General features: G+C 69.2%; 21 protein-coding genes. 12 read left to right on the top strand and 9 right to left on the bottom strand.

Going from position 1 to position 23,045, the window contains the following annotated elements; all coding sequences use genetic code 11:
* Window positions 1-142: 142 nt before the first annotated feature.
* The 5 genes from OG562_RS08750 to thpD all read left to right on the top strand — a co-directional run bounded on the left by OG562_RS08750 (window position 143) and on the right by thpD (window position 4,024).
* Window positions 143-586, top strand: a complete 444-nt coding sequence (locus OG562_RS08750) for a GNAT family N-acetyltransferase (protein WP_266395644.1) — start codon at window positions 143-145, stop codon at window positions 584-586.
* A 260-nt stretch (window positions 587-846) separates the two neighbouring features.
* A complete protein-coding gene (gene ectA, locus OG562_RS08755) occupies window positions 847-1,353 on the top strand; it encodes a diaminobutyrate acetyltransferase (RefSeq protein WP_266395645.1) in 507 nt (168 codons plus the stop codon).
* Window positions 1,354-1,379: 26 nt separating this feature from the next.
* Window positions 1,380-2,651 (top strand): diaminobutyrate--2-oxoglutarate transaminase, encoded by a 1,272-nt coding sequence (ectB, locus tag OG562_RS08760; RefSeq protein ID WP_266395646.1) that lies wholly within the window; start codon window positions 1,380-1,382, stop codon window positions 2,649-2,651.
* Between the two features lie 69 nt (window positions 2,652-2,720).
* Complete coding sequence (locus tag OG562_RS08765) at window positions 2,721-3,125, top strand: ectoine synthase (RefSeq protein ID WP_266395647.1); 405 nt, start codon at window positions 2,721-2,723, stop codon at window positions 3,123-3,125.
* A 5-nt stretch (window positions 3,126-3,130) separates the two neighbouring features.
* On the top strand, window positions 3,131-4,024 hold the full coding sequence (gene thpD, locus OG562_RS08770; protein WP_266395649.1) for an ectoine hydroxylase: 894 nt from the start codon (window positions 3,131-3,133) through the stop codon (window positions 4,022-4,024).
* A gap of 20 nt (window positions 4,025-4,044) precedes the next feature.
* Here thpD and OG562_RS08775 read toward each other — a convergent pair whose 3' ends face one another.
* The 5 genes from OG562_RS08775 to OG562_RS08795 all read right to left on the bottom strand — a co-directional run bounded on the left by OG562_RS08775 (window position 4,045) and on the right by OG562_RS08795 (window position 8,893).
* Window positions 4,045-5,097, bottom strand: a complete 1,053-nt coding sequence (locus OG562_RS08775) for an aminotransferase class V-fold PLP-dependent enzyme (RefSeq protein ID WP_266395651.1) — start codon at window positions 5,095-5,097, stop codon at window positions 4,045-4,047.
* A gap of 96 nt (window positions 5,098-5,193) precedes the next feature.
* Window positions 5,194-5,925, bottom strand: a complete 732-nt coding sequence (locus tag OG562_RS08780) for a DsbA family oxidoreductase (RefSeq protein ID WP_266395653.1) — start codon at window positions 5,923-5,925, stop codon at window positions 5,194-5,196.
* Between the two features lie 121 nt (window positions 5,926-6,046).
* Window positions 6,047-6,550 (bottom strand): GNAT family N-acetyltransferase, encoded by a 504-nt coding sequence (locus OG562_RS08785; RefSeq protein WP_266395654.1) that lies wholly within the window; start codon window positions 6,548-6,550, stop codon window positions 6,047-6,049.
* 61 nt (window positions 6,551-6,611) lie between these two features.
* On the bottom strand, window positions 6,612-7,220 hold the full coding sequence (locus OG562_RS08790; RefSeq protein ID WP_266395656.1) for a DUF1349 domain-containing protein: 609 nt from the start codon (window positions 7,218-7,220) through the stop codon (window positions 6,612-6,614).
* Window positions 7,221-7,363: 143 nt separating this feature from the next.
* Window positions 7,364-8,893, bottom strand: coding sequence for an aldehyde dehydrogenase (NADP(+)) (locus OG562_RS08795; RefSeq protein ID WP_266395657.1), 1,530 nt, complete (start codon window positions 8,891-8,893; stop codon window positions 7,364-7,366).
* A 128-nt stretch (window positions 8,894-9,021) separates the two neighbouring features.
* Here OG562_RS08795 and OG562_RS08800 point away from each other — a divergent pair, with 128 nt between their 5' ends.
* From OG562_RS08800 to OG562_RS08810, 3 genes are all read left to right on the top strand, one after another.
* Window positions 9,022-9,795 (top strand): IclR family transcriptional regulator, encoded by a 774-nt coding sequence (locus tag OG562_RS08800; RefSeq protein WP_266395659.1) that lies wholly within the window; start codon window positions 9,022-9,024, stop codon window positions 9,793-9,795.
* 3 nt (window positions 9,796-9,798) lie between these two features.
* Entirely contained in the window at window positions 9,799-10,269 is a 471-nt protein-coding gene (locus OG562_RS08805; RefSeq protein WP_266395660.1) for a GNAT family N-acetyltransferase, read from the top strand.
* A 140-nt stretch (window positions 10,270-10,409) separates the two neighbouring features.
* Entirely contained in the window at window positions 10,410-11,867 is a 1,458-nt protein-coding gene (locus tag OG562_RS08810; RefSeq protein ID WP_266395661.1) for a penicillin-binding protein 2, read from the top strand.
* A 97-nt stretch (window positions 11,868-11,964) separates the two neighbouring features.
* Here OG562_RS08810 and OG562_RS08815 read toward each other — a convergent pair whose 3' ends face one another.
* Window positions 11,965-13,365, bottom strand: coding sequence for an NCS2 family permease (locus OG562_RS08815; RefSeq protein WP_266395662.1), 1,401 nt, complete (start codon window positions 13,363-13,365; stop codon window positions 11,965-11,967).
* A 281-nt stretch (window positions 13,366-13,646) separates the two neighbouring features.
* On the opposite strand from OG562_RS08815, the gene OG562_RS08820 reads away from it, so the two are divergent.
* The 3 genes from OG562_RS08820 (at window position 13,647) to OG562_RS08830 (ending at window position 16,900) form a co-directional block, all read left to right on the top strand.
* Window positions 13,647-14,210: a SigE family RNA polymerase sigma factor gene (locus OG562_RS08820; RefSeq protein ID WP_266395663.1), complete on the top strand. Its 564-nt coding sequence runs from the start codon at window positions 13,647-13,649 to the stop codon at window positions 14,208-14,210.
* Complete coding sequence (locus OG562_RS08825; RefSeq protein ID WP_266395664.1) at window positions 14,207-15,088, top strand: hypothetical protein; 882 nt, start codon at window positions 14,207-14,209, stop codon at window positions 15,086-15,088. Before OG562_RS08820 ends, OG562_RS08825 begins: the two co-directional genes overlap by 4 nt.
* A gap of 126 nt (window positions 15,089-15,214) precedes the next feature.
* Window positions 15,215-16,900, top strand: a complete 1,686-nt coding sequence (locus OG562_RS08830) for a rhamnogalacturonan lyase B N-terminal domain-containing protein (RefSeq protein ID WP_266395665.1) — start codon at window positions 15,215-15,217, stop codon at window positions 16,898-16,900.
* Window positions 16,901-17,023: 123 nt separating this feature from the next.
* On the opposite strand, the gene OG562_RS08835 is transcribed toward OG562_RS08830, so the two are convergent.
* Complete coding sequence (locus OG562_RS08835) at window positions 17,024-18,178, bottom strand: right-handed parallel beta-helix repeat-containing protein (RefSeq protein ID WP_266395666.1); 1,155 nt, start codon at window positions 18,176-18,178, stop codon at window positions 17,024-17,026.
* Window positions 18,179-18,426: 248 nt separating this feature from the next.
* On the opposite strand from OG562_RS08835, the gene OG562_RS08840 reads away from it, so the two are divergent.
* A complete protein-coding gene (locus tag OG562_RS08840; RefSeq protein ID WP_266395667.1) occupies window positions 18,427-20,688 on the top strand; it encodes a family 43 glycosylhydrolase in 2,262 nt (753 codons plus the stop codon).
* Between the two features lie 25 nt (window positions 20,689-20,713).
* On the opposite strand, the gene OG562_RS08845 is transcribed toward OG562_RS08840, so the two are convergent.
* Together OG562_RS08845 and OG562_RS08850 are read right to left on the bottom strand one after the other, a co-directional pair.
* On the bottom strand, window positions 20,714-21,511 hold the full coding sequence (locus OG562_RS08845; RefSeq protein WP_266395669.1) for an HAD family acid phosphatase: 798 nt from the start codon (window positions 21,509-21,511) through the stop codon (window positions 20,714-20,716).
* A 413-nt stretch (window positions 21,512-21,924) separates the two neighbouring features.
* Window positions 21,925-23,037 (bottom strand): chondroitinase-B domain-containing protein, encoded by a 1,113-nt coding sequence (locus tag OG562_RS08850; RefSeq protein ID WP_266395671.1) that lies wholly within the window; start codon window positions 23,035-23,037, stop codon window positions 21,925-21,927.
* Between the last annotated feature and the right edge of the window lie 8 nt (window positions 23,038-23,045).

The following is a 23,045-nucleotide window of genomic DNA, read 5'->3' on the forward strand; positions in this document are numbered from 1 at the left end:
GAGCGGTCGGGCGCGGCCTGCCGGGGGCGGCCGACCGGCCGTTCGCCCTGAGCACCCCCACGCCCACGCCCACACCCACACCCACACCCACGCCGGGCATGGTGTACCTGTCGGTTTCTACGTTCAGCAGTGGGGGTGCCGCATGATCAGCATCGGAAAGCTCGTGCCGTCCGAGCGGGACGACTGGGAGGCCCTGTTCCGCGGGTACATCGACTTCTATCAGCGAGTCGAGCCGTCCGAGATGTACGACCGGGCGTGGCGCGAATTCCAGGCGGACACCCGTCTGCACGCCCTCGGCGCGAGACTGGACGGCAGGCTCGTCGGCATCACGCACTTCCTCGTCCACCCCAGCACGTCGGGACCGGACGTCTGCTACCTCCAAGACCTCTTCACCGCACCGGACGTACGCGGCAAGGGCGCGGCTCGCGCACTGATCACCGCCGTCTCCGACTGGGCCCGGGCCCGCGGCTGCTGCCGCGTGTACTGGAACACCCACGAGTCCAACAGCACGGCACGACGTCTCTACGACAAGGTCGCGGAGAACCGCGGTTTCCTTCGCTATCAGATCGAGCTGTCACGCCAGTAGCCGTAGTTCGTAATTCCGAGACAGTTATTTATTTTATTTCCAGGATAGCTTTCCCAAGTTCTTCTGCCCGGATTCCACGTGACTAAACACGGGGAATTTTCGGACACATCACAGTCGCGTGACGCATTGCACAGGGGTGGAGATATGCACCTTTTATTCGGGTCATAACGTTCCAAACTATCCCCTCATCACGCGAGCACCACGGAACCATCGCCGCCCCTCCATGCATATTTGAATTTCCCTCGGTAAGTTCAATCCGCATGACTGCCGCACAAGCAGACCTGCTCATCGACCGTCCGTCCGTGGCTGACGGGGCCGCGCTCTGGCATATCGCCAAGGAATCCGGAACACTCGACCTGAACTCGTCCTACAGCTATCTGCTGTGGTGCCGCGACTTCGCCGCCACCTCGGCGGTGGCCCGCGCGGAGGACGGGACTCCGGCCGGATTCGTCACCGGATACGTACGGCCGGACTCCCCGCACACCCTGCTGGTGTGGCAGGTGGCCGTCGACCCGGCGCACCGCGGTCGCGGCCTCGCCGCCGCGCTGCTCGACGGGCTGACCGCCCAGGTCGCCGCCGCATACCCGCTCACCGCCGTCGAGACCACGATCTCCCCGGGCAACACCGCCTCGGAGCGGCTGTTCGCCTCCTATGCCGAGCGGCACGGGGCGAGCGTCGCCCGCGAGGTGCTGTTCGACGCCGGGCTGTTCCCGGACGGCCCGCACGACCCCGAGGTCCTGTACCGCATCGGCCCCCTCTCCCTCTGACCCCCCACACCGAGGAGCGTTTCCCCATGTCCATCGCCCAGCCCGACCTCAGCGTCTTCGAGACCCTCGAATCCGAGGTGCGCAGCTACTGCCGTGGCTGGCCCGTCGTCTTCGACCGCGCGCAGGGCAGCCGTATGCACGACGAGGACGGCCACCGTTACCTCGACTTCTTCGCCGGGGCCGGATCCCTCAACTACGGCCACAACAACCCCGTGCTGAAACGGGCGTTGATCGACTATCTGCTGCGCGACGGCGTCACCCACGGGCTCGACATGTCCACCGTCGCCAAGCGGTCCTTCCTGGAGACCTTCCAGGACCTGGTGTTGCGGCCGCGCGGCCTTCCCTACAAGGTCATGTTCCCGGGTCCGACCGGCACCAACGCCGTGGAGTCCGCGCTGAAGCTGGCGCGGAAGGTGAAGGGGCGCGAGGCGATCGTGTCGTTCACCAACGCCTTCCACGGGATGTCCCTGGGGTCGCTCGCCGTGACCGGCAACGCCTTCAAGCGGGCGGGGGCGGGGATCCCGCTGGTGCACGGCACGCCCATGCCGTTCGACAACTACTTCGACGGGCAGATCCCGGACTTCCTGTGGTTCGAGCGGCTGCTGGAGGACCAGGGGTCCGGGCTCAACAAGCCCGCCGCCGTGATCGTGGAGACCGTGCAGGGCGAGGGCGGCATCAACGTCGCGCGCCCCGAGTGGCTGCGGGCGCTCAAGGCGCTGTGCGAGCGGCAGGACATGCTGCTGATCGTCGACGACATCCAGATGGGGTGCGGGCGCACCGGGGCCTTCTTCTCCTTCGAGGAGGCCGGGATCATGCCGGACGTCGTCACCGTGTCGAAGTCGATCAGCGGCTACGGGCTGCCCATGTCGCTGTGCCTGTTCAAGCCCGAGCTGGACGTGTGGGAGCCGGGCGAGCACAACGGCACCTTCCGCGGCAACAACCCCGCGTTCGTCACGGCCGCCGCCGCGCTGGAGACGTACTGGGCCGACGGCTCGGCGATGGAGAAGCAGACCCGGGCGCGCGGCGAGCAGGTCGAGCAGGGGCTCATCTCGATCACGGAGGAGAACCTCGCCGACGTCAAGGAGTACCGGGGCCGCGGTCTGGTGTGGGGCATGGAGTTCCACGAGAAGGCGCGGGCCGAGCGGATCGCGCGGCGGGCCTTCGAACTGGGGCTGCTGATCGAGACGTCCGGGCCCGAGAGCGAGGTCGTCAAGCTGCTGCCGGCCCTGACCGTGACCCCCGAGGAACTGGACGAGGGCCTCAGCATCCTGGCCCGCGCCGTCCGCGAGACCGTCTGACAGGCAAGACCGTCCCACAGGCAAGACCGTCCGACAGGCAACACCGTCCGACAGGAAGGACACTCCACCGTGATCGTCCGATCGTTCGAGGAGATCGAGGGCACCGACCGGCATGTCCGGGCCGCTTCCGGGACCTGGGAGAGCAAGCGCATCGTCCTGGCCCGGGAGCGGGTCGGATTCTCGCTGCACGAAACGATTCTGTACGCCGGCACCGAGACGTCGATGCACTACGCGAACCACGTCGAGGCCGTCGTCTGCGTCGCGGGCGCCGCCGAGCTCACCGACCACGAGACCGGGAAGACGTATCCGATCGTGCCCGGCACCATGTACCTCCTCGACGGGCACGAGCGGCACACGCTCCGCGTCCAGGAGGACTTCCGCTGCCTCTGCGTGTTCAACCCGCCCGTGACCGGACGGGAGGACCACGACGAGAACGGCGTCTACCCCCTGCTGACCGAACCCGAGGAGGCCTGAGCAGCATGACCACGACCATGCTCACCGATCTGTACCCCACCCGCCGCGCCGCCGAGGTGGCCGTCCCCCGCCAGGACCCGGTCGTCTGGGGCGCCCCCGACACCCCGGGCCCGATCCCGACGGCCGGCCTCCAGACGTACGAGCGCGACGGCTTCCTCGCCGTCGACCAGCTGATCAGCGACGACGAGGTCGTCGTCTGCCGGCGGGAGCTGGAGCGGCTGATCGCCGACCCGGCGATCCGGGCCGACGAGCGGTCGATCGTCGAGCCGCGGTCCCAGGAGATCCGGTCCGTGTTCGAGGTGCACCGGCTCAGCGCGGTGTTCGCGGCGCTGGTGCGCGACGAGCGGCTCGTCGGGCGGGCCCGGCAGATCCTCGGCTCGGACGTGTACGTGCACCAGTCGCGGATCAACGTCAAGCCGGGCTTCGGGGCCGGCGGCTTCTACTGGCACTCCGACTTCGAGACCTGGCACGCCGAGGACGGTCTGCCGAACATGCGGACGGTGTCCGTCTCGATCGCGCTGACCGAGAACCTCGACACCAACGGCGGGCTCATGATCATGCCGGGCTCGCACCGGACGTTCCTCGGCTGCGCCGGGGCCACCCCGCGGGACAACTACAAGAAGTCGCTGCAGATGCAGGACGCGGGCACGCCGTCGAACGAGGCGCTGACGGCGATGGCAGGCGACTACGGCGTCAAGTTGTTCACGGGCAAGGCGGGTTCGGCGACCTGGTTCGACTGCAACTGCATGCACGGGTCCGGCGACAACATCACGCCGTTCCCGCGCAGCAACGTGTTCATCGTGTTCAACAGCGTGGAGAACGCGGCCGTGGAGCCGTTCGCGGCTCCGGTGCGGCGGCCGGAGTTCATCGGGGCGAGGGATTTCACCCCCCTGCGGTGAGAGCCGGGTGCGGTGAGAACTCAGCCTGACAGCGCGTCCAGCAGGCGGTCGACGTCGGCGGGCGTGTTGAACAGGTGGAAGGCGGCGCGCAGGTTGCCGGAGCGGTCGGAGACCTGGATGTCGGCGGCGGCCAACTCGGGCTGGCGGTAGCCGAGTCCGGGCACGGAGACGATCGCGGAGCCGGGAGCCGGAAGGTGCTCTTGCCCGAGGTCGGCGAGGCCCGCGCGGAAGCGGTCGGCGAGGGCGAGGTCGTGGGCGCGGATCGCCGGCACGCCGAGTTCCTCGACCAGTTCGAGGGAGCGGCGCAGTCCGGCGTAGGTGAACAGGGCGTGCGTCAGGTCGAACCGCCGTGCCGAGTGGGCGAGTTCGGCCACCGGGCCGTAACAGCTCTCCCCGGGCACCTCGCCCGCGACCCACCCCGCGAGGATCGGGGACAGCCCGCCGAAGTCCTCCGGGACCACGAGGAAGGCCGCGCCGTGCGGGCCGAGCAGCCACTTGAAGGAGACGGCGGCGGAGAAGTCGTCGGCGTCGGCGTCCGTCGGCAGCCAGCCGACGGACTGCGAACAGTCGACGTAGGTGCGCGCCCCGTGGGTGCGGGCGGCCTCGCGCAGGGCGGACAGGTCGGCGATCCGGCCGTCGGCGGACTGCGCGGCGCTGACCGCGACGAGCGCCGTGCCGGGCCGGACGGACTCGGCGATCCGCTCCAGCGGGACGGCGCGGACCTTGAGGTCGCCGCGGACGTGGAACGGGTTCAGCACGGAGGCGAAGTCGTCCTCGGCCGTGAGGACTTCCGCGCCCGCGGGGAGCGAGGCGGCGATCACCCCGGTGTGCGCGGCGACCGAGGCGCCCAGCGCCACCCGGGATGCCGGAACGCCGGCCAGCCGGGCGTACGCGGCCCGGCAGGCCTCGACGTCCTCGTACAGCGCAGTCACCGGCCTGCCCTCGGCCCGCAGCAGCGCCGCCTCGTGCAGGGCGGCGACGGTACGGGCGGGCAGCAGGCCGTTGCTCGCGGTGTTCAGATACGTGGTCTTCGGGGTGAACTCGGCGCGGACGAGGCTCTCGAAGGTCTCCATGGCTCCACTCTGCGGCCGCGGGAAGCCGCAGTCCATTGCGGATTTCTCCGTGGATTCGCCAAGCAACGCTTATGGATCGGCCCCGACCTGCGGCTTTCAGCCTTGCTGCGGCACCGCGCACCCGTCGGGGCCGCACGCCTGCGCACCGTCGCCGTCGCCGCCGGCGTCGATCAGCTTCAGCGGGGAGCGGTCGCCCCACGCCTGGGTCAGCGCCTGGGCGAAGACCTCGGCGGGCTGGGCGCCGGAGACGCCGTAGGAGCGGTCGAGGACGAAGAAGGGCACGCCGTTCGCACCGAGCTGGGCGGCCTCGCGCTCGTCGGCGCGGACCTCGTCGGCGTAGGCGGCCGGGTCGGCGAGCACCGTACGGGCGGCGTCGGCGTCGAGGCCGGCCTCTACGGCCAGCTCGACGAGCCGCTCCGCGCCCTCGGAGAAGACGGACCGCTCCTCGGCGAAGTTCGCCCGGTAGAGGAGCTGGATCAGCTCGTCCTGCCGGCCCTGCTCCTTGGCGAAGTGCAGCAGCCGGTGCATGTCGAAGGTGTTGCCGTGGTCGCGGTCGCGGGTGCGGTAGTCGAGGCCCTCGGCGGCGGCCTGCGCGCCCAGGTTCTCCTCGCCGGCCTGCGCCTGCGCCTGGCTCATGCCGTACTTCTTGGTGAGCATGGCGAGCACGGGCTGTACGTCGTCCTTGGCGCGGCCGGGGTCCAGTTCGAAGGAACGGTGCACGACCTCGACCTGGTCACGGTGCGGGAAGGCCGCGAGCGCCTTCTCGAAGCGGGCCTTGCCCACGTAGCACCAGGGGCAGGCGATGTCGCTCCAGATCTCGACGCGCATGTCTCGGCTCTCTCCAGATCGTACGGGTACGGAGACTCCCTCCGCCTAGGTGCGTGAACGTTCAAGCGGTGGGGGTTCATTCCCCGGTCGCCGGGTTCGTTCCCCGGTCACGCGGACCCGGTCACGCGGAAGCGACGGAGAAGCGCAGGAAGAGATGGTGGTCGTCCTCGGCGGGCGGGTTCTCCGGGTCCGGGATCCAGCCCTGGCGGGCGTAGAAGGCCTGGGCGCGCCGGTTGTCGACGTGCACGTCGAGGACGGCGGCGCGGTGGCCGTCGGCGCGCCACTCCTCCACGCAGGCCTCGTGCAGGACCGTACCGATGCCGGAGCGCCAGCGGTCGGGGTCGACGTGGAACTGGAACAGCTTGACCGAGTCCTCCGGGGCGCCCTCCGGTGTGCGGAAGGAGGCGAGGCCCACGAGCCGGCCGTCGTCGATCACGCACAGCACATGCCCGTCGGGGCGCTCGATGGCGGCGCGCCAGACGGCGAGCCAGTCGGTGCCGTCCTGCGGGATCCCGTCGGGGTAGTACGTCGCCCGGGCGCGCAGATGCAGCGCGGCGACGGCCTCCGCCTCGGCGGGCACCGCGGTGCGGATCACTCGGTTCTCGGTCCGGCTCTCTTCGATCATGCAAGCCAGGACGCGCCGGTCGTCGCACCGGTTCCCGTACGGCGGGACCGCGCCCGTCCGCTCAGCTTCCGTCCCGCAGGTCGTCGGGCCAAAACGTCCTGAACTCGAGATGGTCGTATGTCACCACGCACCCGTCCCCCATCGGCGACTGCGTCATGAAGCCGACCAGGGCCGCGTCGTTCTCCTTCTCCTCGCCCAGCGTGAACAGCCGGACGAAGGTCCAGCGCTGTCCGTCGCGGGAGGCGTGGAAGGCGAGGACCCGGCCGGTCCGGCTCACCCGCAGCCAGACCGAACTGCCCTCCACGGTGAAGGAGTTGGCGTCGTCGGAGTGGCCCCGGGTGACCACCGTGCAGACGGTGGCCACGTCCGGGGAGTACTCCAGGCACAGCTTGGCCCAGGCCCGCTCGCCGACATGGACGTACAGCGCCCCCGCGTCGAAGGCCCAGCCGAACCCCACGGTGACCCGCGCGATCAGCTGGAAGTCGCCCTCCGGCGCGCCGAGCAGCCGGGGCGCGTCGGAGGCGGGATCCACCCCGTCCCCGGCCGGCGGCACGAACCGATCCTGCCGAGGCCCGGCCCACCCGGTGAGCACCCCGTCCTCGTAGGACCAGTTGCCCTGAGGCCCATAAGTACGGAGGGGAAAAGGCAGTTCGGGAAGCGAGACGTCCATGGCCCCATCATCTCAGGCAGCGTGAGATCCCTAAGGGGCGCGGGACTGTATCGATATGCGGCTCCGCCGCGTGGGCGCGACCCACCACAACGGCCCCGCAGCCCGCGAACCGCCGAAACCCCTTACGGCGCACGCGCGGAGCGCTACCGCTCCAAGTGACCGTTGAACCTGCGCGGCAGCCCCAACTCGTTCTCGTCCCGAAGCTCCACCGGCAGCAGCGCCGCAGGAGTGTTCTGGTAGGCGACGGGCCGCAGCCACCGCTCGATGGCGGTCCCGCCCACGGACGTCGACGTCGACGTCGTGGCCGGGTACGGCCCCCCGTGATGCTGCGCCGGCGCGACGGCGACCCCCGTCGGCCAGCCGTTCACCAGCACCCGCCCGGCCAGCGGAGTCAGTTCGGCGAGGATCTCAGCCCCCCGCCCCTCGCCGGCGGCCTCCCCCTCGGACAGCTGAACCGTCGCCGTGAGGTTCCCCGGCAGCCGCGAGAGAACCCCCCGCACCTCCCCCTCGTCCTCATAGCGCGCCACGACGGTGACGGGCCCGAAGCACTCCTCCAGCAGGAGATCGTGCTCCCCCTCGGCCGCGAGCCGGGAAGCCGGCACGGTCAGGAACCCGGCGCTGACCGTGTGCTCCCCGCCCGACCCGGGCGTCACCGGCGACTCCACGTCCGCCAGCGCCGCGCGCTCGGCGACCCCGGCGATGAAGTTGTCGCGCATCCGGTGGTCGAGCAGTACGCCCGCGTCGGTGTCGCTCACCGCGTCCGTCAGCGACTTGACCAGGCCGTCCCCGGCCGCGCCGGACGGCACCAGCACCAGGCCCGGCTTCACGCAGAACTGTCCGACGCCCAACGTCATGGACCCGGCGAGCCCGGCCCCGATGGCCTCCGCGCGCTCGGCGGCGGCGGCCTCGGTCACCACGACCGGGTTGAGCGAGCCCAGCTCGCCGTGGAACGGGATCGGCACGGGCCGCGCGGCCGCCGCGTCGAACAGGGCGCGACCGCCCCGGATCGACCCGGTGAAGCCGGCCGCGGCGACCAGCGGGTGCTTGATCAGCTCGACGCCGGCCTCGAAGCCGTGCACGAGACCGAGGACGCCCTCCGGGATGCCGTGCTCGGCGGCGGCGGTACGCAGCACCTTGGCGACCAGCTCGGACAGGGCCGGGTGGTCGGGGTGGGCCTTGACGACGACCGGGTTGCCGGCGCCCAGCGCGCTCGCGGTGTCGCCTCCGGCGACGGAGAACGCGAAGGGGAAGTTGGACGCCGAATAGACGGCGACGACCCCGAGCGGCACCTTGTAGCGGCGCAGGTCGGGGATAGGGGGCGTGGCGGTGTCGTCGGGGTGGTTGACGACGACGTCGAGGAAGGCGCCCTCGTCGACGATGTCCGCGAAGGCCCGCAGCTGGTAGCAGGTGCGGGCGAGCTCGCCGTTCAGCCGGACGGGGCCGAGCGCGGTCTCGGCGTCGGCCACCTCGACCAGCTGCTCCTTGGCCGCCTGCAGCCGGTCGGCGGCGCTGCGCAGGAAGGCCGCGCGGACGGTGCGGTCGGCGAGGGAACCGCGCGCCTGGTGGGCGGCGCGGACGACGGAGTCCACCTCCTGGGCCGTGGCCTCCACCGCAACCTGTTCGCGCTGCTTCCCGGTACGGGGGTCGACACTCCAGACTGGTGCTGCTGCCACCGCGGGTCCCTCCACGTGCTGTGTATCTGGGGTATCAGAGACATCAAGGTCGTTCGATATGCTGAACACTGTCTCTGATAGTGAATATGCTGGAGACTATTTCTCGTCGAACGAAGGGGTCAAGGGCGATGTCGGTTGGCGAGACGGGGGGCGGAGCGCAGGTCAAGTCCGCGGTGCGGACGGTTGAGCTGCTGGAATACTTCGCGGGCCGCCCCGGTATGCACTCCCTGGCGTCGGTCCAGGAGGCCGTCGGGTATCCCAAGTCCAGCCTCTACATGCTGCTGCGCACGCTCGTGGAGCTGGGCTGGGTGGAGACGGACGCGACGGGCACGCGGTACGGCATCGGGGTGCGGGCGCTGCTCGTCGGCACCTCCTACATCGACGGCGACGAGGTCGTCGCGGCCGCCCGGCCGACCCTGGACCGGCTCTCGGACGACACCACCGAGACCATCCACCTCGCCCGCCTCGACGGCACCAACGTCGTCTACCTCGCCACCCGCCAGTCCCAGCACTACCTGCGCCCCTTCACCCGGGTCGGCCGCCGGCTCCCGGCCCACTCCACCTCGCTCGGCAAGGCGCTGCTGAGCACGTACTCCGACGAGCAGGTCCGCAAGCTGCTCCCGGAGACGCTTCCGGCGCTGACCGAGCACACGATCACGGACCGCGAGAAGCTCATCGAGGAGCTGCACCAGGTCCGCGAGCAGGGCTTCGCCGTGGACCGCGAGGAGAACACCCTCGGCCTGCGCTGCTTCGGCGTGGCGATCCCGTACCGCACGCCGGCCCGGGACGCCATCAGCTGCTCGGTGCCGGTGGCCCGACTCACCCCGGCGCACGAGCAGTTGGTCAAGGACGCACTGTTCGACGCGCGGGACCGGCTGACGCTCGCCACCCGTAGGCTCTGAGGCATGCAGATCGCCTTGCGCAGCGTCCACGACAGTGATCTGCCGGTGTTCTACCGGCAGTCGAACGACCCCGAGTCCCTCCGGATGGCCGCGTTCACCCCGCAGGACCCGGCCGACCGGGACGCCTTCGACGCCCACTGGAAGAAGATCCGCGCCTCGTCCGCCGTACTGCGCACGATCCTGGCCGACGGGGACGTGGTGGGCAGCGCGGCGGTGTACGGGGAGCCGGGCGAGCGCGAGGTGACGTACTGGGTGGACCGGGCGTACTGGGGCCGGGGCATCGCCACGGCCGCGCTGCGCGACCTGCTGGCCGAGATCCCGGAGCGCCCGCTGTACGCCAGGGCGGCGGCCGACAACGCAGGCTCCCTGCGCGTCCTGGAGAAGTGCGGTTTCCGGACGACGGAACGGACCAGGGGGTACGCGCACGCGCGCGGCGAGGAGATCGACGAGGTCGTGCTGCGCCTGGAGGCGTGAGACGCGCCCGACCGAGCAGGCCCGCCCGATCACGCAAGGCCCGCCGCTCACGCATGCACACCCGATCGCGTATGAACACTCGATGAGAAAAGCACCGTAAGGGAACGATTCCTTCCCGCCCCCTCGTCCTTCTGTACGCAATGAACAAGACGATCAGGCGCGCCTCGGTCTTCGCGCTGCTCCTGGTGTTCGCCCTGCTGCTGCGGGCGACCTGGGTGCAGTTCTACGAGGGCCAGGCACTCGCGGACGACAAGGACAACCGGCGCAACGCGATCGAGACGTACGCGGACCCGCTGGGGAACATCATCGTGGCCGGAAAGGCGATCACCGGCTCGGCGGCCACGTCGGGCGGCGACCTCAGATACAAACGCACGTACACCGACGGCGAGCTGTACGCGGCGGTGACCGGGTACGCCTCGCAGAGCTACGCCCCGACGCAGCTGGAGGGCATCTACACGGACCTGCTCAACGGCACGGACACCCGGCTGAAGACCGTCATGGACACGGTCACCAACAAGCGGGCCGACCCGGGTGACGTGATCACGACGATCGACCCGGACGTGCAGAAGGCGGCGTACGACGCGCTGGGCGACAAGAAGGGCGCGGCCGTCGCGATCGACCCGACGACCGGCAAGATCCTCGCGGTGGTCTCGACCCCGTCGTACGACCCGTCGTCGCTGACCGACGCCAACACCGCCGGTACGGCCTGGAAGAAGCTCAACGCGGACTCCGACAAGCCGCTGACCAACCGGGCGCTGCGCCAGCCGCTGGCGCCGGGCTCGACGTTCAAGCTGGTCGTGGCGGCGGCCGCGCTGGAGGACGGGCTGTACTCGTCGGTGGACGAGAAGACCGACAGCGAGGACCCGTACACGCTGCCGGGCACCCGGACGGACCTGGCGAACGAGAACACCTCGGCGCCCTGTGAGAACGCCACGATCCGGGTCGCGCTGCAGTACTCCTGCAACAACGTCTTCGCCCACATGGCCGTCCAGCTCGGACAGGACAAGCTCAGGGCCATGGCCGAGAAGTTCGGCTTCAACGACGACAGCCAGGACGTGCCCGTGCGGGCGTACGCGAGCGTGTACCCCTCGGACATGGACGCGTCGTCCACGGCCCTGACCGGCATCGGCCAGTTCGACGTGACCGCCACCCCGCTGCAGATGGCCATGGTGTCCGCGGCCATCGCCAACGGCGGCAAGCTGGTCTCGCCGCACATGGTCTCGCAGATCACCGACAGCGGCGGCGACGTGCTGAAGGACTACGACGACGAGGCGTCCAGCACCCGGATCGTGAGCTCCGCCACCGCCGGGCAACTCCAGTCGGCGATGCAGACGGTCGTCGAGAAGGGCACCGGCACGAACGCGATCATCGACGGCGTCACCGTCGGCGGCAAGACGGGCACGGCCCAGAACGGCGAGAACAACAGCAAGGCGCCGTACGCCTGGTTCACGTCGTACGGCAAGTCCGACTCGACCGGCAAGGAGGTCGCCGTGGCGGTCGTGGTCGAGCAGTCGAACGCGGCCCGCTCGGAGGTCAGCGGCAACGGTCTGGCCGCCCCGGTCGCGAAGGCCATGATGAAAGCGGCGCTGAAGAGCTAGCCACCAGGGCTGAAGACGAGGGGCGGCCCCGAAAGGAGCCGCCCCTCACCTCACTTCACGCGTCTCACTTCACTTCACGCGCCTCACTTCACGCGTCCTACTTCGTGCCCAGGATCTGCTCGATCGGGTCGATCGCGAAGTACACGACGAACAGCGCCGAAGCCCCCCACAGCAGCCAGTGCACGTCCTTCGCCTTGCCGAGCACCGTCTTGATGAGCACGTAGGCGAGGAAGCCCGCGCCGATGCCGTTGGTGATCGAGTACGTGAACGGCATCACGGCGATCGTCAGGAACGCGGGGATGGCGATCTCGTACTTGTCCCAGTCGATGCTCTTGACCTGGGTCATCATCAGGAAGCCGACGGCGACGAGGGCCGGGGCGGCGGCCTGGAGCGGGACGATGGTGAGGACCGGGGTCAGGAACAGGGCGAGGGCGAACAGGCCGCCGGTGACGAGGTTGGAGAAGCCGGTGCGCGAGCCCTCGCCGACGCCGGCCGCGGACTCGATGTAGGAGGTCGCGGAGGACGAGGAGGCCGCGCCGCCGGCGACCGCCGCCGCGCCGTCGATGAGCAGCACACGACCGAGGTTCGGCACCTTGCCCTCCTCGTCCAGCAGACCCGCCTCCGCGCTGATGCCGACGACCGTGCCCATGGTGTCGAAGAAGTCGGACAGGACGAGCGTGAAGACCAGCAGGACGACCGTGATGGCGCTGGTCTCGCCGAACGCGCCGAACAGGCTGAAGTGACCGAGCAGCCCGAAGTCGGGGGTGTCGAGAAGCTTGTCGGGCCACGACGGGGTGGTCAGGCCCCAGGACTTGATGTCGGCGATCGAGTTGATGACGATGGCCAGCACCGTCATGGTCACAATGCTGATCAGGATCGCGCCCTTGACCTTGCGGGCGAACAGTCCGATGGTCAGCAGCACGCCGAGGCAGAAGACGAGGACCGGCCAGCCGCTGAGGCTGCCGGTGCCGCCGAGCTGCACGGGAACGGTCGTGTTCGCGGCGTCCGGGATACGGCTGACGAAGCCGGCGTCGACGAAGCCGATGAAGGCGATGAACAGACCGATGCCGACGCTGATCGCCTGCTTGAGCGACTGCGGGATGGCGTGCATGACGGCCTCGCGCAGACCGGTCGCCACCAGGACGCAGATCAGAAGACCTTCCAGAACAACGAGGCCCATCGCGTCGTCCCAGCTCATCAGCGGGGCGATCTGGAAGGCGACGACCGCGTTGAGGCCGAGGCCGGCGGCGAGCGCGAGGGGCAGGTTGCCGCCGACGCCCATGATGATCGTCATCACCGCGGCCACCAGGGCGGTGGCGGTGGTGAGTTGGACCGGGTCGAGGGTGTGGCCGAACTTGTCCTTGGCGCTGCCCAGGATGATGGGGTTCAGGACAAGGATGTAGGCCATGGTGAAGAACGTGGCGAAGCCGCCGCGTATCTCCCGGCCGAGGGTGGACCCCCGCTCGGAGATCTTGAAGAACCGGTCCACAGTTTCCACGTGCTGCTCCCTGCTACCTGAATGATCGTGTGCGGATGCTGGCTGGATTGTTCCTGCGTTGAACCGTCCTCAGGTTTTCGCCGTGTTACGGAATCGGGCCTCCGCGCAGCTCCCGGACGCCACATGATGTTCGAACCCCCGTACCAATCCAAGAGGTAGATCACTGCTACGCTTCCGGATCTCGTCCCAGGCCCTCCCCGGGACATCCCCAGGTCATTCACATGACACGCACAGCCGGCACCCCCGCCGGTGCAGAGCACCGCACCGAGAAGAGGTCACCCGTGGGCACAGTCGTGGACGACGAGGCCTCCGTGGAATTCCATGCCTTCTTCGACCGCCACTACGCCGAACTGGCCAGGCTCGCTCATCTGTTGACCGGTGAGGCGGACGCCGCAGACGACCTGGCCGCGGACGCGCTGCTGGCGCTGTGGAACCGCTGGGACCGGGTGCGCGCGGCCGACCATCCGGTGGCGTACGCCCGTGGCGTCGTCGCCAACCTGGCCCGCACCCGCATCCGCAGCGCCGTCCGCGAGCGCCGCAGGATCGCCCTGTTCTGGTCGCAGCGCGAGGAGAGCACGGAGAACCCGGACGTCGCGGGCGCGGTGGACGTCCAGTCGGCGCTGCGTAGACTCCCCTTCCGCAAAAGGGCCTGTGTGGTGCTCCGGCACGCGTTCGATCTCTCGGAGAAGGACACCGCGCTCGCGCTGGGGGTCTCGGTGGGTACGGTGAAGAGCCAGACCTCGAAGGGAATGGCCGAGTTGCAGAAGTTGCTCGGCGTCAAGGGATCTCCGCTTAAGGTGCGTGCGATGGCCCGCACCGGTGAGGCCGGAGGAAGGGACCGATGACGATGCGGCGGGACGTGCACGACGATCTGCGCTCCCGGCTGCACGAGGCGGCCGAGGCGTACGAACCCGACCGGGCGCGCATCCTGGCGCGGGTCGAGCGCGGCATGGCGGGCCAGGGACAGGGCCAGGACCGGACCGCCCACCGGGCGACCCGTACGCCCCTGTGGGGCTGGGCCCGGATCGTGGGCGCCACGGCCGCGGTCGCGAGCATGCTCGCGGTGGGCGGATACGCGGTGGCGTCCGCGGTGAAGGGCGGCGACACCCCGGCCCAGCAGACGGTCGCCGTCTCGCCGACGCCGGTCGAGTCCCCGGAGGCGACGAGCCGCCCGCCGGCCTCCCCGAAGGTCACGCCGAGCTCCGGCGGCGGCGCACAGGACCAGGCGAAGCCGAGCACCTCCCCGAGCCACTCCGACAAGGCGACGCCCTCGGCGTCCGCGGCCACACTGCTGCCGGCGGTCGGCGACGACCAGGACGGCCCGCTGTGGTCGGACGGCTCGGTCGACCCGCACAGCAACGACTTCTGGGCGCAGAGCAATGTGACGCTGAAGACGTCCGAGCAACTCACCGCGCTGACCGTGCAGTTGAAGATCGAGCAGACCGGCGGGGTGTCCTCGGCGGGCGCCTGGCGCTCGCTGCCCGAGGACGACTTCACGTTCACGGTCGCCGAGCGGGACGGCTTCCTCGTCTACACCTGGGTGCTCAAGGACGGCCGTACGGTCCCCAAGGGCGAGTGGGTGTTCGCCGGGCAGTACGACCACGACCGGGGCGGCCGGGACGCGAAGGACGACACCTACGCGATCACCGGCACGTCCGACAAGCAGCAGGGATCGGTGGGCGGCGACTTCGCCTCCCACGAGGACGACGAGGGCGACTCGTAGAAGCTCGTAGGACTGGTTCCGAACAGCTCGCAGAAAATTCTCCGCGAGCGCGGCAACCCTTTCCGCACCGGTGACGACCATACGTCGCAAGAGTCACCAGTAGCCGGTGCGGACGGAGCAAGACCCTTGAGCACGCACAAGAAACGACACCTCACGCGCCGACGTGTGCTCGGGGCCTCCGCGATCGGAGTCGCCGCCACCGGCACGGCCGTCGCGGGCGGCGCCGGCCTCCTCTCGTCCGCGTCCGCCGCCGGCTTCGGCTACTCCGACGACGGAAAGAACTACGTCGTGGACACCGGGGCCTCCCTGGTCTTCAAGGTCTCCAAGACCACCGGCGACCTCACCTCCCTCGCCTACAAGGGCAAGGAGTACGAGGGCTACGGCGGCAGACACTCGCACGTCGAGTCGGGTCTCGGCACGTCCACCGTCACGGTCAGGCAGTCCGGCTCGACGATCCTGATCAAGGTCGCGCACGGTGCGATCACCCAGTGGTACGCGGCCCGCAGCGGCCAGAACAACGTCTACCTCTGGACGAACAAGGCGGACGCCTCCTTCACCGCGACCCGGTACATCGTCCGCCTCAAGCCCGGGATGTTCCCCAACACCGGCTCGGACTCCTGGATCGAGGCCTCGGACACGATCATCGAGGCCGGGGACGTCTGGAGGCGCGCGGACGGCACCACCCACTCCAAGCACTACTCGGGCAAGCGCACCATCGACTACGACCACGTCGGCTTCACGACGGGTTCGGTCGGCCTCTACCTGGTCCGCTCCAACCACGAGAAGGCCTCCGGCGGCCCCTTCTACCGCTCGCTGCTGCGCCACTCCAACGACAAGGGCGCGGGCCTGTACGAGATCCTGCACTACAACGAGGCCCAGACGGAGGCCGAACGCTTCGGCCTCCAGGGCCCGTACGTCCTCGCCTTCACCGACGGCCCCGCGCCCTCCTCCTCCCTCTTCCACGCCAACCTGGACGCTTCCTGGGCGGACGGTCTCGGCATCACCGGCTGGGTCGGCAGGGCGGGCCGCGGCAAGGTGGCGGGCGTGGGCCTGAAGGGCATGGCCGCCGGGCATCCCTACACCGTCGGCTTCGCCAACTCCGACGCCCAGTACTGGACGAAGGCCGCGCCCGGCACCGGCGCGTTCTCCTGCAAGGGGATGCTGCCGGGGACGTACACCCTGACCGTCCACAAGGGCGAACTGGCGGTGCACACGCAGGACGTGAAGGTGACCGCGGGCGGCACGACGAGTCTGCACACGCTGAGCATCGCCGGCGACCCGTCTGCCGCGAAGACCGTCTGGCGGCTCGGCGACTGGGACGGCACTCCCGGCGAGTTCAAGAACGCCCAGCTCATGACGTACGCCCACCCGTCCGACGCCCGCGCGGCCAGGTGGACGGGGAACGTCACGATCGGCGACGCCGACGCGGCCGCGTCCTTCCCCGCGTACCAGTGGAAGAACGTCAACGACGGCGTCCTCCTCTACTTCAAGCTGACGAAGGCCCAGGCGGCGGCCGCGCACACGCTGCGGGTCGGCGTGACGGACGCGTTCGCGGGCGGCCGTCCGCGCGTCACGGTGAACGACTGGGTGTCCCCCGTCCCGGCGGCCCCGACCCAGCCCTCCACCCGCTCCCTGACGACAGGCTCGTACCGCGGCAACAACCACACCTTCGCCTTCAACGTCCCCGCCACCGCCTGGAAGACGGACCCGAGCCAGTACAACGTCCTCAAGCTCAACGTCGTGAGCGGCTCCAGCGGCACGACCTACCTGAGCCCGGGGACGTCGTTCGACTGCGTCGACCTGCTGGTTTGAGAAGGCTCGCTGAGGACGCGCAACGCCCCCGCCACTGAAGATCGGCGGGGGCGCCAGCGTACTTGAAGGGGCGCGGGGAACTGCGCGACCAGCCACGCTCAGCCGGCAGCCCGCGAACTGCAGTCAGTCCATCGTCGAACCGATAGTCGTCGACCCCGTGGTCAGGAACGTGGTCACCGGCAACGCCCCGCCAGCCTGCCGGGAGCCATACGCAGTACTCGCGTCCGTCGACTTGAAGGACGGCGTGGCCACCCCACCGTCCCAGTTGTTCGCGGCGGAGACAGTCGACGACCCCAACTTGTCCAACCCGCCCTTGTTGCCCACCGCGAGGTTCCGGGCGAGCCGGGCCTTGCTCGTGGCGAAGTAGAAACCGGCCTCGGTGTTGGCGTAGGCCGTGTTGCGGTTCAACACGATCGCCCCGGTGTTGGAGTTCTCCGTGAACCCGTTCAACGTGTTGTCCCAGGCCGCGTTGTCGTTGACGACATGCGCGACGGCGACGCCCCCGCCGCCCAGCTTGAACCCGTTCCCGTTGCCCTCGAACGCGGAGTCGCTCCACCGGTTCTTGCCGTTGCCGAAGGCCCAGGAGTGCTCGATGGTGACCGGCGTGGAGAACTGCCAGAGGTCGAGGCCGTCGTCCGAGTTGTTGTAGAGCCGCGCCCCGGTGATCCGGTTCCCCGTCCCCGAGCCGAACTTGATGGCGATGCCGTCCGCGTTCTGGCCGTGTCCGGCCGCGTCGTAGTTGCCGTGACTGTCCAGGTTCTGCACGAGGTTGCCGACGGTGTTGTCGCCGCGCAGGGTGAACCCGGAGTCGCCGTTGTTCGCGGTGACCAGGTTCTTGAAGACGCCGCCGGTGGAGGAGGTGACGACGAAGCCCTGGGCCGGGGAGGACTGGAAGGTGAGGTTCTGCACGGTCCAGTAGCTGCCGTAGATCCCGGCGAGCCAGGAGCCGGCCGGCAGTTTGGAGCCGTCGATCTTCACCTTCTCGCTGCCGTAGGCCTGGAGCGTGATGCGGGCGGAACTCGTGCCGCTGGCCGTCGACTTGAGGGTGGCCGTCGGGTAGTACGTGCCGCCGCGGACCTGGATGACCGTGCCGGCGACCGCGTTCTTCACGGCGGACTCCAGCTGGGCGGTGGTGGAGACGGTGACCGTCGACGACGCGGCCTGCGCGCCGCCGTTCGACAGGCCGAGGTAGACGCCGCCCGCCCCCGCGGCGACGGCCACCGCGGCGGCGATCGAGAGGGTGCGCGTCCTGCGGTGACGTCCGGTGCTCATGCGCACGGGGCGTTCCTTTCGATGAAGGTGATGGAGGGAAACGGGCCGGAGGGGCCGCCCCGGCCCGTTTCTGCACACCAGTCGCCGCCAGGGCGGGAACAGGTTGCCGCACCCGCACGAGAAAACTCGAAACTTTCGCTCACCTCCCGCCCCGCCCCCACCGATTGACGCCCCGTCCCCCACTGGTGACACTCCGAAGGCACCACACATCAAAGAAACCCCACGGAAACCCCCACTCCCCCACAGGATGTGACATGCGCCCCCGCAGCTCCCGCAGCCGCACCCCCGCTCGCGCGCTCCTGGTCCCCCTCTTCACTCTGCTCGCGCTCCTCCTCACCCTCCTCGCCTCACCCCCCAGCACCGCCGCCGCCACCTCCGGAGCCCCACCAGTGACGCACCCGAAGTACGCCGGCTACCTCTTCGCCTACTTCACGGGCGAGGGCACCGCCGACGGCGAACAGATCCGCTACGCCCTCAGCCGCGGCAACGACGCCCTGCACTGGCGGGAGTTGAACGGCGGGAGCCCGGTCCTCACCTCGACCATCGGGGAGAAGGGACTGCGCGACCCGTTCGTGATCCGCTCCCCCGAGGGCGACAAGTTCTTCCTCATCGCCACCGACCTGCGGATGTACCGGTACAGCAGCGGCAACTGGGACCAGGTCCAGCGCCACGGCAGCAAGTCGATCATGATCTGGGAGTCCACGGACCTGGTCCACTGGACCGACCAGCGCCTGGTGAAGGTGGCTCCCGACAGCGCGGGCAACACCTGGGCTCCGGAGGCCTATTGGGACGACAGTCTCGGCGAGTACGTCGTCTTCTGGGCGTCCAAGCTCTACGCCGACGACGATCCCGGCCACACCGGATCGACGTACAACAAGATGCTCTACGCGACGACGAAGGACTTCCGCACCTTCAGCGAGCCCAAGGTCTGGGACGACCCGGGCTACTCGGTCATCGACTCCACGGTCGTGAAGTACAAGAACAGTTACTACCGCTACACCAAGGACGAGCGGGACCCGTCCTCCAGCTCGCCCTGCTCGAAGTTCGTCACCGGGGAGAAGTCGACGAGCCTGACGTCGACGTCGTACGACCTCGTCTCCGACTGCATCGGCAGCGGTTCGATCAGCCGGGGCGAGGGTCCGACGGTCTTCAGGTCGAACACCGAGAAGAAGTGGTACCTGTTCATCGACGAGTACGGCGGCCGCGGCTACGTCCCCTTCGAGACCACCGACCTCGACTCGGGCCGCTGGACCATGTCGACGGACTACCAGCTTCCGGCCAGCCCCCGGCACGGCACGGTGCTTCCGGTGACGCAGACGGAGTACGACCGGCTGCTCGCCGCCTACCCGAACACGCCGACGTCGGTCGTCGACGCGACGGCGAAGGACCGGAAGGGGCACGGCCAGAAGGGGTACGCGATCGTCACCGAGGCGTCCTCGAAGGTGGTCCTGCCGATGCAACCCGGCGCGGACCTGAGGAACTTGGCCCCGAAACTCTGGGTCGGCGAAGGCGCGCGGGTCAGCCCGCGGTCCGGCACGCGCCGTGACTTCCGCACGCCGCAGACGTACACGGTCACCGCCGCCGACGGAACCGTCCGCACCTGGACCGTGGAGGCCGTGCGCACCGGCAGCCCGACCCTGCCCGGCCTCAACGCCGACCCGGACGTCCACTACCTGAACGGCGAGTACTGGATCTACCCGACGACCGACGGCTACCAGGGCTGGAGCGGGACGCGGTTCAAGGCGTACTCCTCCAAGGACCTGGTCCACTGGACGGACCACGGCGTCGTCCTCGACCTGGGGCCCGACGTGAGCTGGGCGGACGGCTACGCCTGGGCGCCGGCGATCGCCGAGCGCGACGGTAAGTACTACTTCTACTTCTGCGCCGAACAGCAGACAGGGGTCGCGGTCGCCGACTCCCCCGCCGGTCCCTTCAAGGAGGCGCTGGGCAAGCCGCTGGTGGCGAAGGGGGGCGCCTGGAGCGGTCAGATGATCGACCCGGCGGTCTTCACGGACGACGACGGACAGGCGTACCTCTACTGGGGCAACGGGCACGGGTACGTGGCGCCGCTGAACGACGACATGGTGTCGTTCGACCCGGCGCGGGTGAAGGACATCACCCCGGACGACTTCCGCGAGGGGTCTTTCGTCGTCAAGCGCGGCGGGACGTACTACTTCATGTGGTCCGAGGACGACACCCGCAGTGAGAACTACCACGTGGCGTACGCGACGGGACCGTCCCCGCTCGGCCCGTGGACCAAGCGGGGGACGATCCTGTCCAAGCGTCCCGAGTACGGCATCCTCGCCACCGGCCACCACTCCGTGGTGAACGTGCCCGGCACCGACGAGTGGTACATCGTCTACCACCGGTTCGCGCTGAACGGCCCCGGCCGGCCGGGCGGCGACGGAATGCACCGGGAGACCACGATCGACCGGCTCCGCTTCGCCCCGGACGGGACGATCGAGCCGGTCGTGCCGACCCTGGAGTCGATCGAGCCCGTACGGAACGGCCGTTGACGTTACGTCAGCTCATGACGATGCGTCAGCCGACGTAGTACGTCGGGTTCGGCAGCTTGTACGTCCGCTTGGCGTAGCCGCCCTCGAGGTCGGAGTACTGGTCGCCGAAGTTGGCGATGATCTCGTACCCGAGGTCGTCCTCGATGTGCTTGCGGGTGCCGGACTTGTACTGGACGGTGGTGCAGGTCCAGGCGCCCGGGGTGGCGCAGGCGCTGAGGTAGGACGGCGGGGCCGCCGTGTTCTTCAGGAACACGTGGTCGGTGTCGAGATTGACGTCGGCCCCGACCTTCTTCAGGTTCTCCACGGCGGCGGCGCGCTGCGCCTCGGCGAGACCCGAGTTGTAGAAGACGGTCACGCCCTTCTTCGTGGCGTACTGCACGAGTTCGGGGCTGCCGAAGACGGCCGGGCGGTCCGCCTTGTTCACGTACGCCGCCCAAGTGGCCGAGTTGTACGTGTAGTTGTAGCGCTTCTCGTAGTCGAGGCTGAGCAGCAGCGTGTCGTCGACGTCGAAGACGACCGCGGGCTTCTCGCCCTTGTGACGGGCCTTGCGGGCCGCGTCGTCGATGTACTTCTTCGCGGCCTTGTCGATGCTCGCGAGGTCCTTGGCGTACGGGCTGGTCGGCGACGCCTGGTAGACGCCGTTGGCGTCCAGGGCGGTGCCGTAGTAGGTGTCGATGTCCTTCACCAGGAGCCCGATGTTGTAGGGCTCGTGGGTGGAGTTGGCCGTGGACTGACCGGCCGTGGCCGCGCCCGCGCCGTACAGGGCGCCGGCCGCGACGACACAGGCGGCGCCGACGGCGGCCGCTCTGAGGGACTTCCGCATGAGATCTCCGGATCTGGTTCGAGAAAGGTTGCACCAGGTCAGGGCATTGTCTACGCGCATCACACCAGCGACGCGAGGCCCGTTATCCGATCGATACGCAACCCGTGTCGGCGCATTACCGGCGGGATTGCCCGCACATGATCCCGGCATGACCTCCTCTTGACCCGCTCCTCCTGACGTCGGAAACCGCAACTGCGAACGGGGGTGTTCGACAGAGGGGCGACGGCAAAGACCCCGCGGAGGTCCCGGGCATCGATGTCGCCCACGTCGGCATGTTCACGAAGGTGAAGGCCGGGCAGAGCGACGGCGCCGGTGGGCGTCGAGGACGAGGCCAGAAAAATCCTGCTCCCGGCGCACCGTCGGCACACCGGTCCGGTGAGCCCGGCCGGCGTCGCCGGGCTCACCTTCGGCCGTCAGTCCATCGTCGCCCCGATGGTCGTCGAGCCCGTCGTCAGAAACGTGGTCGTGGGCAGAGTGCCGCTCGAACTACGGGAGTTGTACGTCGTGCTCGCGTCCGTCGACCTGAACGCCGGCGTCGAGATCCCGGAGTCCCAGTTGTTGCCGGACGAGGTGACCGACGAGCCCTTGCTGACCGAGCCGCCGCCGTTGCTCACGGCGAGGTTCTTGCCGAGTTTGGCGGAGCTGGTGGCGAAGTAGTAGCCCCACTTGCTGTTGGCGTAGGCGGTGGTGCGGTTGATGACGATCGCGCCGGTGTTGGAGTTCTCGGTGAATCCGTTTCCGGCGTTTCCCCAGGCGGCGGAGTTGTTGACGACGTGCGCGACGACCTCGCCGTCGCCGCCCAGCTTGTAGCCGTTGCCGTCGCCCGCGAACGCCGAGTCGGACCAGCGGTTGACGCCGTTGCCGAAGGACCAGGTGTGCTCGACGGTGACGGGCGAGGAGAAGGACCAGAAGTCGATCCCGTCGTCCGAGTTGTTGTAGAGGCGGGCGCCGGTGATGAGGTTTCCGGTGCCGGAGCCGAACTTGACCGCGACTCCGTCGGCGTTCTCGCCGTGGTTGGCGGAGTCGTAGTTGCCGTAGCTGTCGATGTTCTTGACCGTGTTGTTCACGGTGCCGTCTCCGGTGAGGGTGAAGCCGGAGTCGCCGCCGTTGATGGTCTTGATGTTGTTCCAGTTGGTGCCGGTGCAGGACTGGCAGACGACCGCGCTGTCGGGGGAGTTCTGGAAGGTGATGTTGGAGACGTTCCAGTAGTCCGCGGTGAGCTTGAAGATCCAGTCGCCGGACGGCAGCGACGATCCGTCGATCTTCACCGTCTCCGAGCCGTACGCCGTGAGGGTGACCGGCGACGACGAGGTGCCGTTGGCCGTGGACTGGAGGGTGGCGGTCGGGTAGTAGGTGCCGCCTCGGACCTGGATGACCGTGCCGGCGACGGCGTTCTTGATGGCGTTGGACAGGTCGGTGGAGTTGCTGACGACCACGGTGGCCGCCTGCGCCTGGGTGGGGAGCGCGGCGAGTCCGGCCCCCAGGGTGAGGGCCGCGAGGGCGGCGAGAGCGGTACGACGAGACATGGAGTGCG

The sequence above is a fragment of the Streptomyces sp. NBC_01275 genome (genome assembly GCF_026340655.1).
Classification (GTDB): Bacteria; Actinomycetota; Actinomycetes; order Streptomycetales; family Streptomycetaceae; genus Streptomyces.

Coding starts and splice junctions, on each gene's coding strand:
- OG562_RS08750 (WP_266395644.1), top strand. CDS start 143: ATGATCAGCATCGGAAAGCTCGTGCCGTCCGAGCGGGACGACTGGGAG.
- ectA (WP_266395645.1), top strand. CDS start 847: ATGACTGCCGCACAAGCAGACCTGCTCATCGACCGTCCGTCCGTGGCT.
- ectB (WP_266395646.1), top strand. CDS start 1,380: ATGTCCATCGCCCAGCCCGACCTCAGCGTCTTCGAGACCCTCGAATCC.
- thpD (WP_266395649.1), top strand. CDS start 3,131: ATGACCACGACCATGCTCACCGATCTGTACCCCACCCGCCGCGCCGCC.
- OG562_RS08775 (WP_266395651.1), bottom strand. CDS start 5,097: ATGGAGACCTTCGAGAGCCTCGTCCGCGCCGAGTTCACCCCGAAGACC.
- OG562_RS08780 (WP_266395653.1), bottom strand. CDS start 5,925: ATGCGCGTCGAGATCTGGAGCGACATCGCCTGCCCCTGGTGCTACGTG.
- OG562_RS08785 (WP_266395654.1), bottom strand. CDS start 6,550: ATGATCGAAGAGAGCCGGACCGAGAACCGAGTGATCCGCACCGCGGTG.
- OG562_RS08790 (WP_266395656.1), bottom strand. CDS start 7,220: ATGGACGTCTCGCTTCCCGAACTGCCTTTTCCCCTCCGTACTTATGGG.
- OG562_RS08800 (WP_266395659.1), top strand. CDS start 9,022: ATGTCGGTTGGCGAGACGGGGGGCGGAGCGCAGGTCAAGTCCGCGGTG.
- OG562_RS08805 (WP_266395660.1), top strand. CDS start 9,799: ATGCAGATCGCCTTGCGCAGCGTCCACGACAGTGATCTGCCGGTGTTC.
- OG562_RS08810 (WP_266395661.1), top strand. CDS start 10,410: ATGAACAAGACGATCAGGCGCGCCTCGGTCTTCGCGCTGCTCCTGGTG.
- OG562_RS08825 (WP_266395664.1), top strand. CDS start 14,207: ATGACGATGCGGCGGGACGTGCACGACGATCTGCGCTCCCGGCTGCAC.
- OG562_RS08840 (WP_266395667.1), top strand. CDS start 18,427: ATGCGCCCCCGCAGCTCCCGCAGCCGCACCCCCGCTCGCGCGCTCCTG.
- OG562_RS08845 (WP_266395669.1), bottom strand. CDS start 21,511: ATGCGGAAGTCCCTCAGAGCGGCCGCCGTCGGCGCCGCCTGTGTCGTC.
- OG562_RS08850 (WP_266395671.1), bottom strand. CDS start 23,037: ATGTCTCGTCGTACCGCTCTCGCCGCCCTCGCGGCCCTCACCCTGGGG.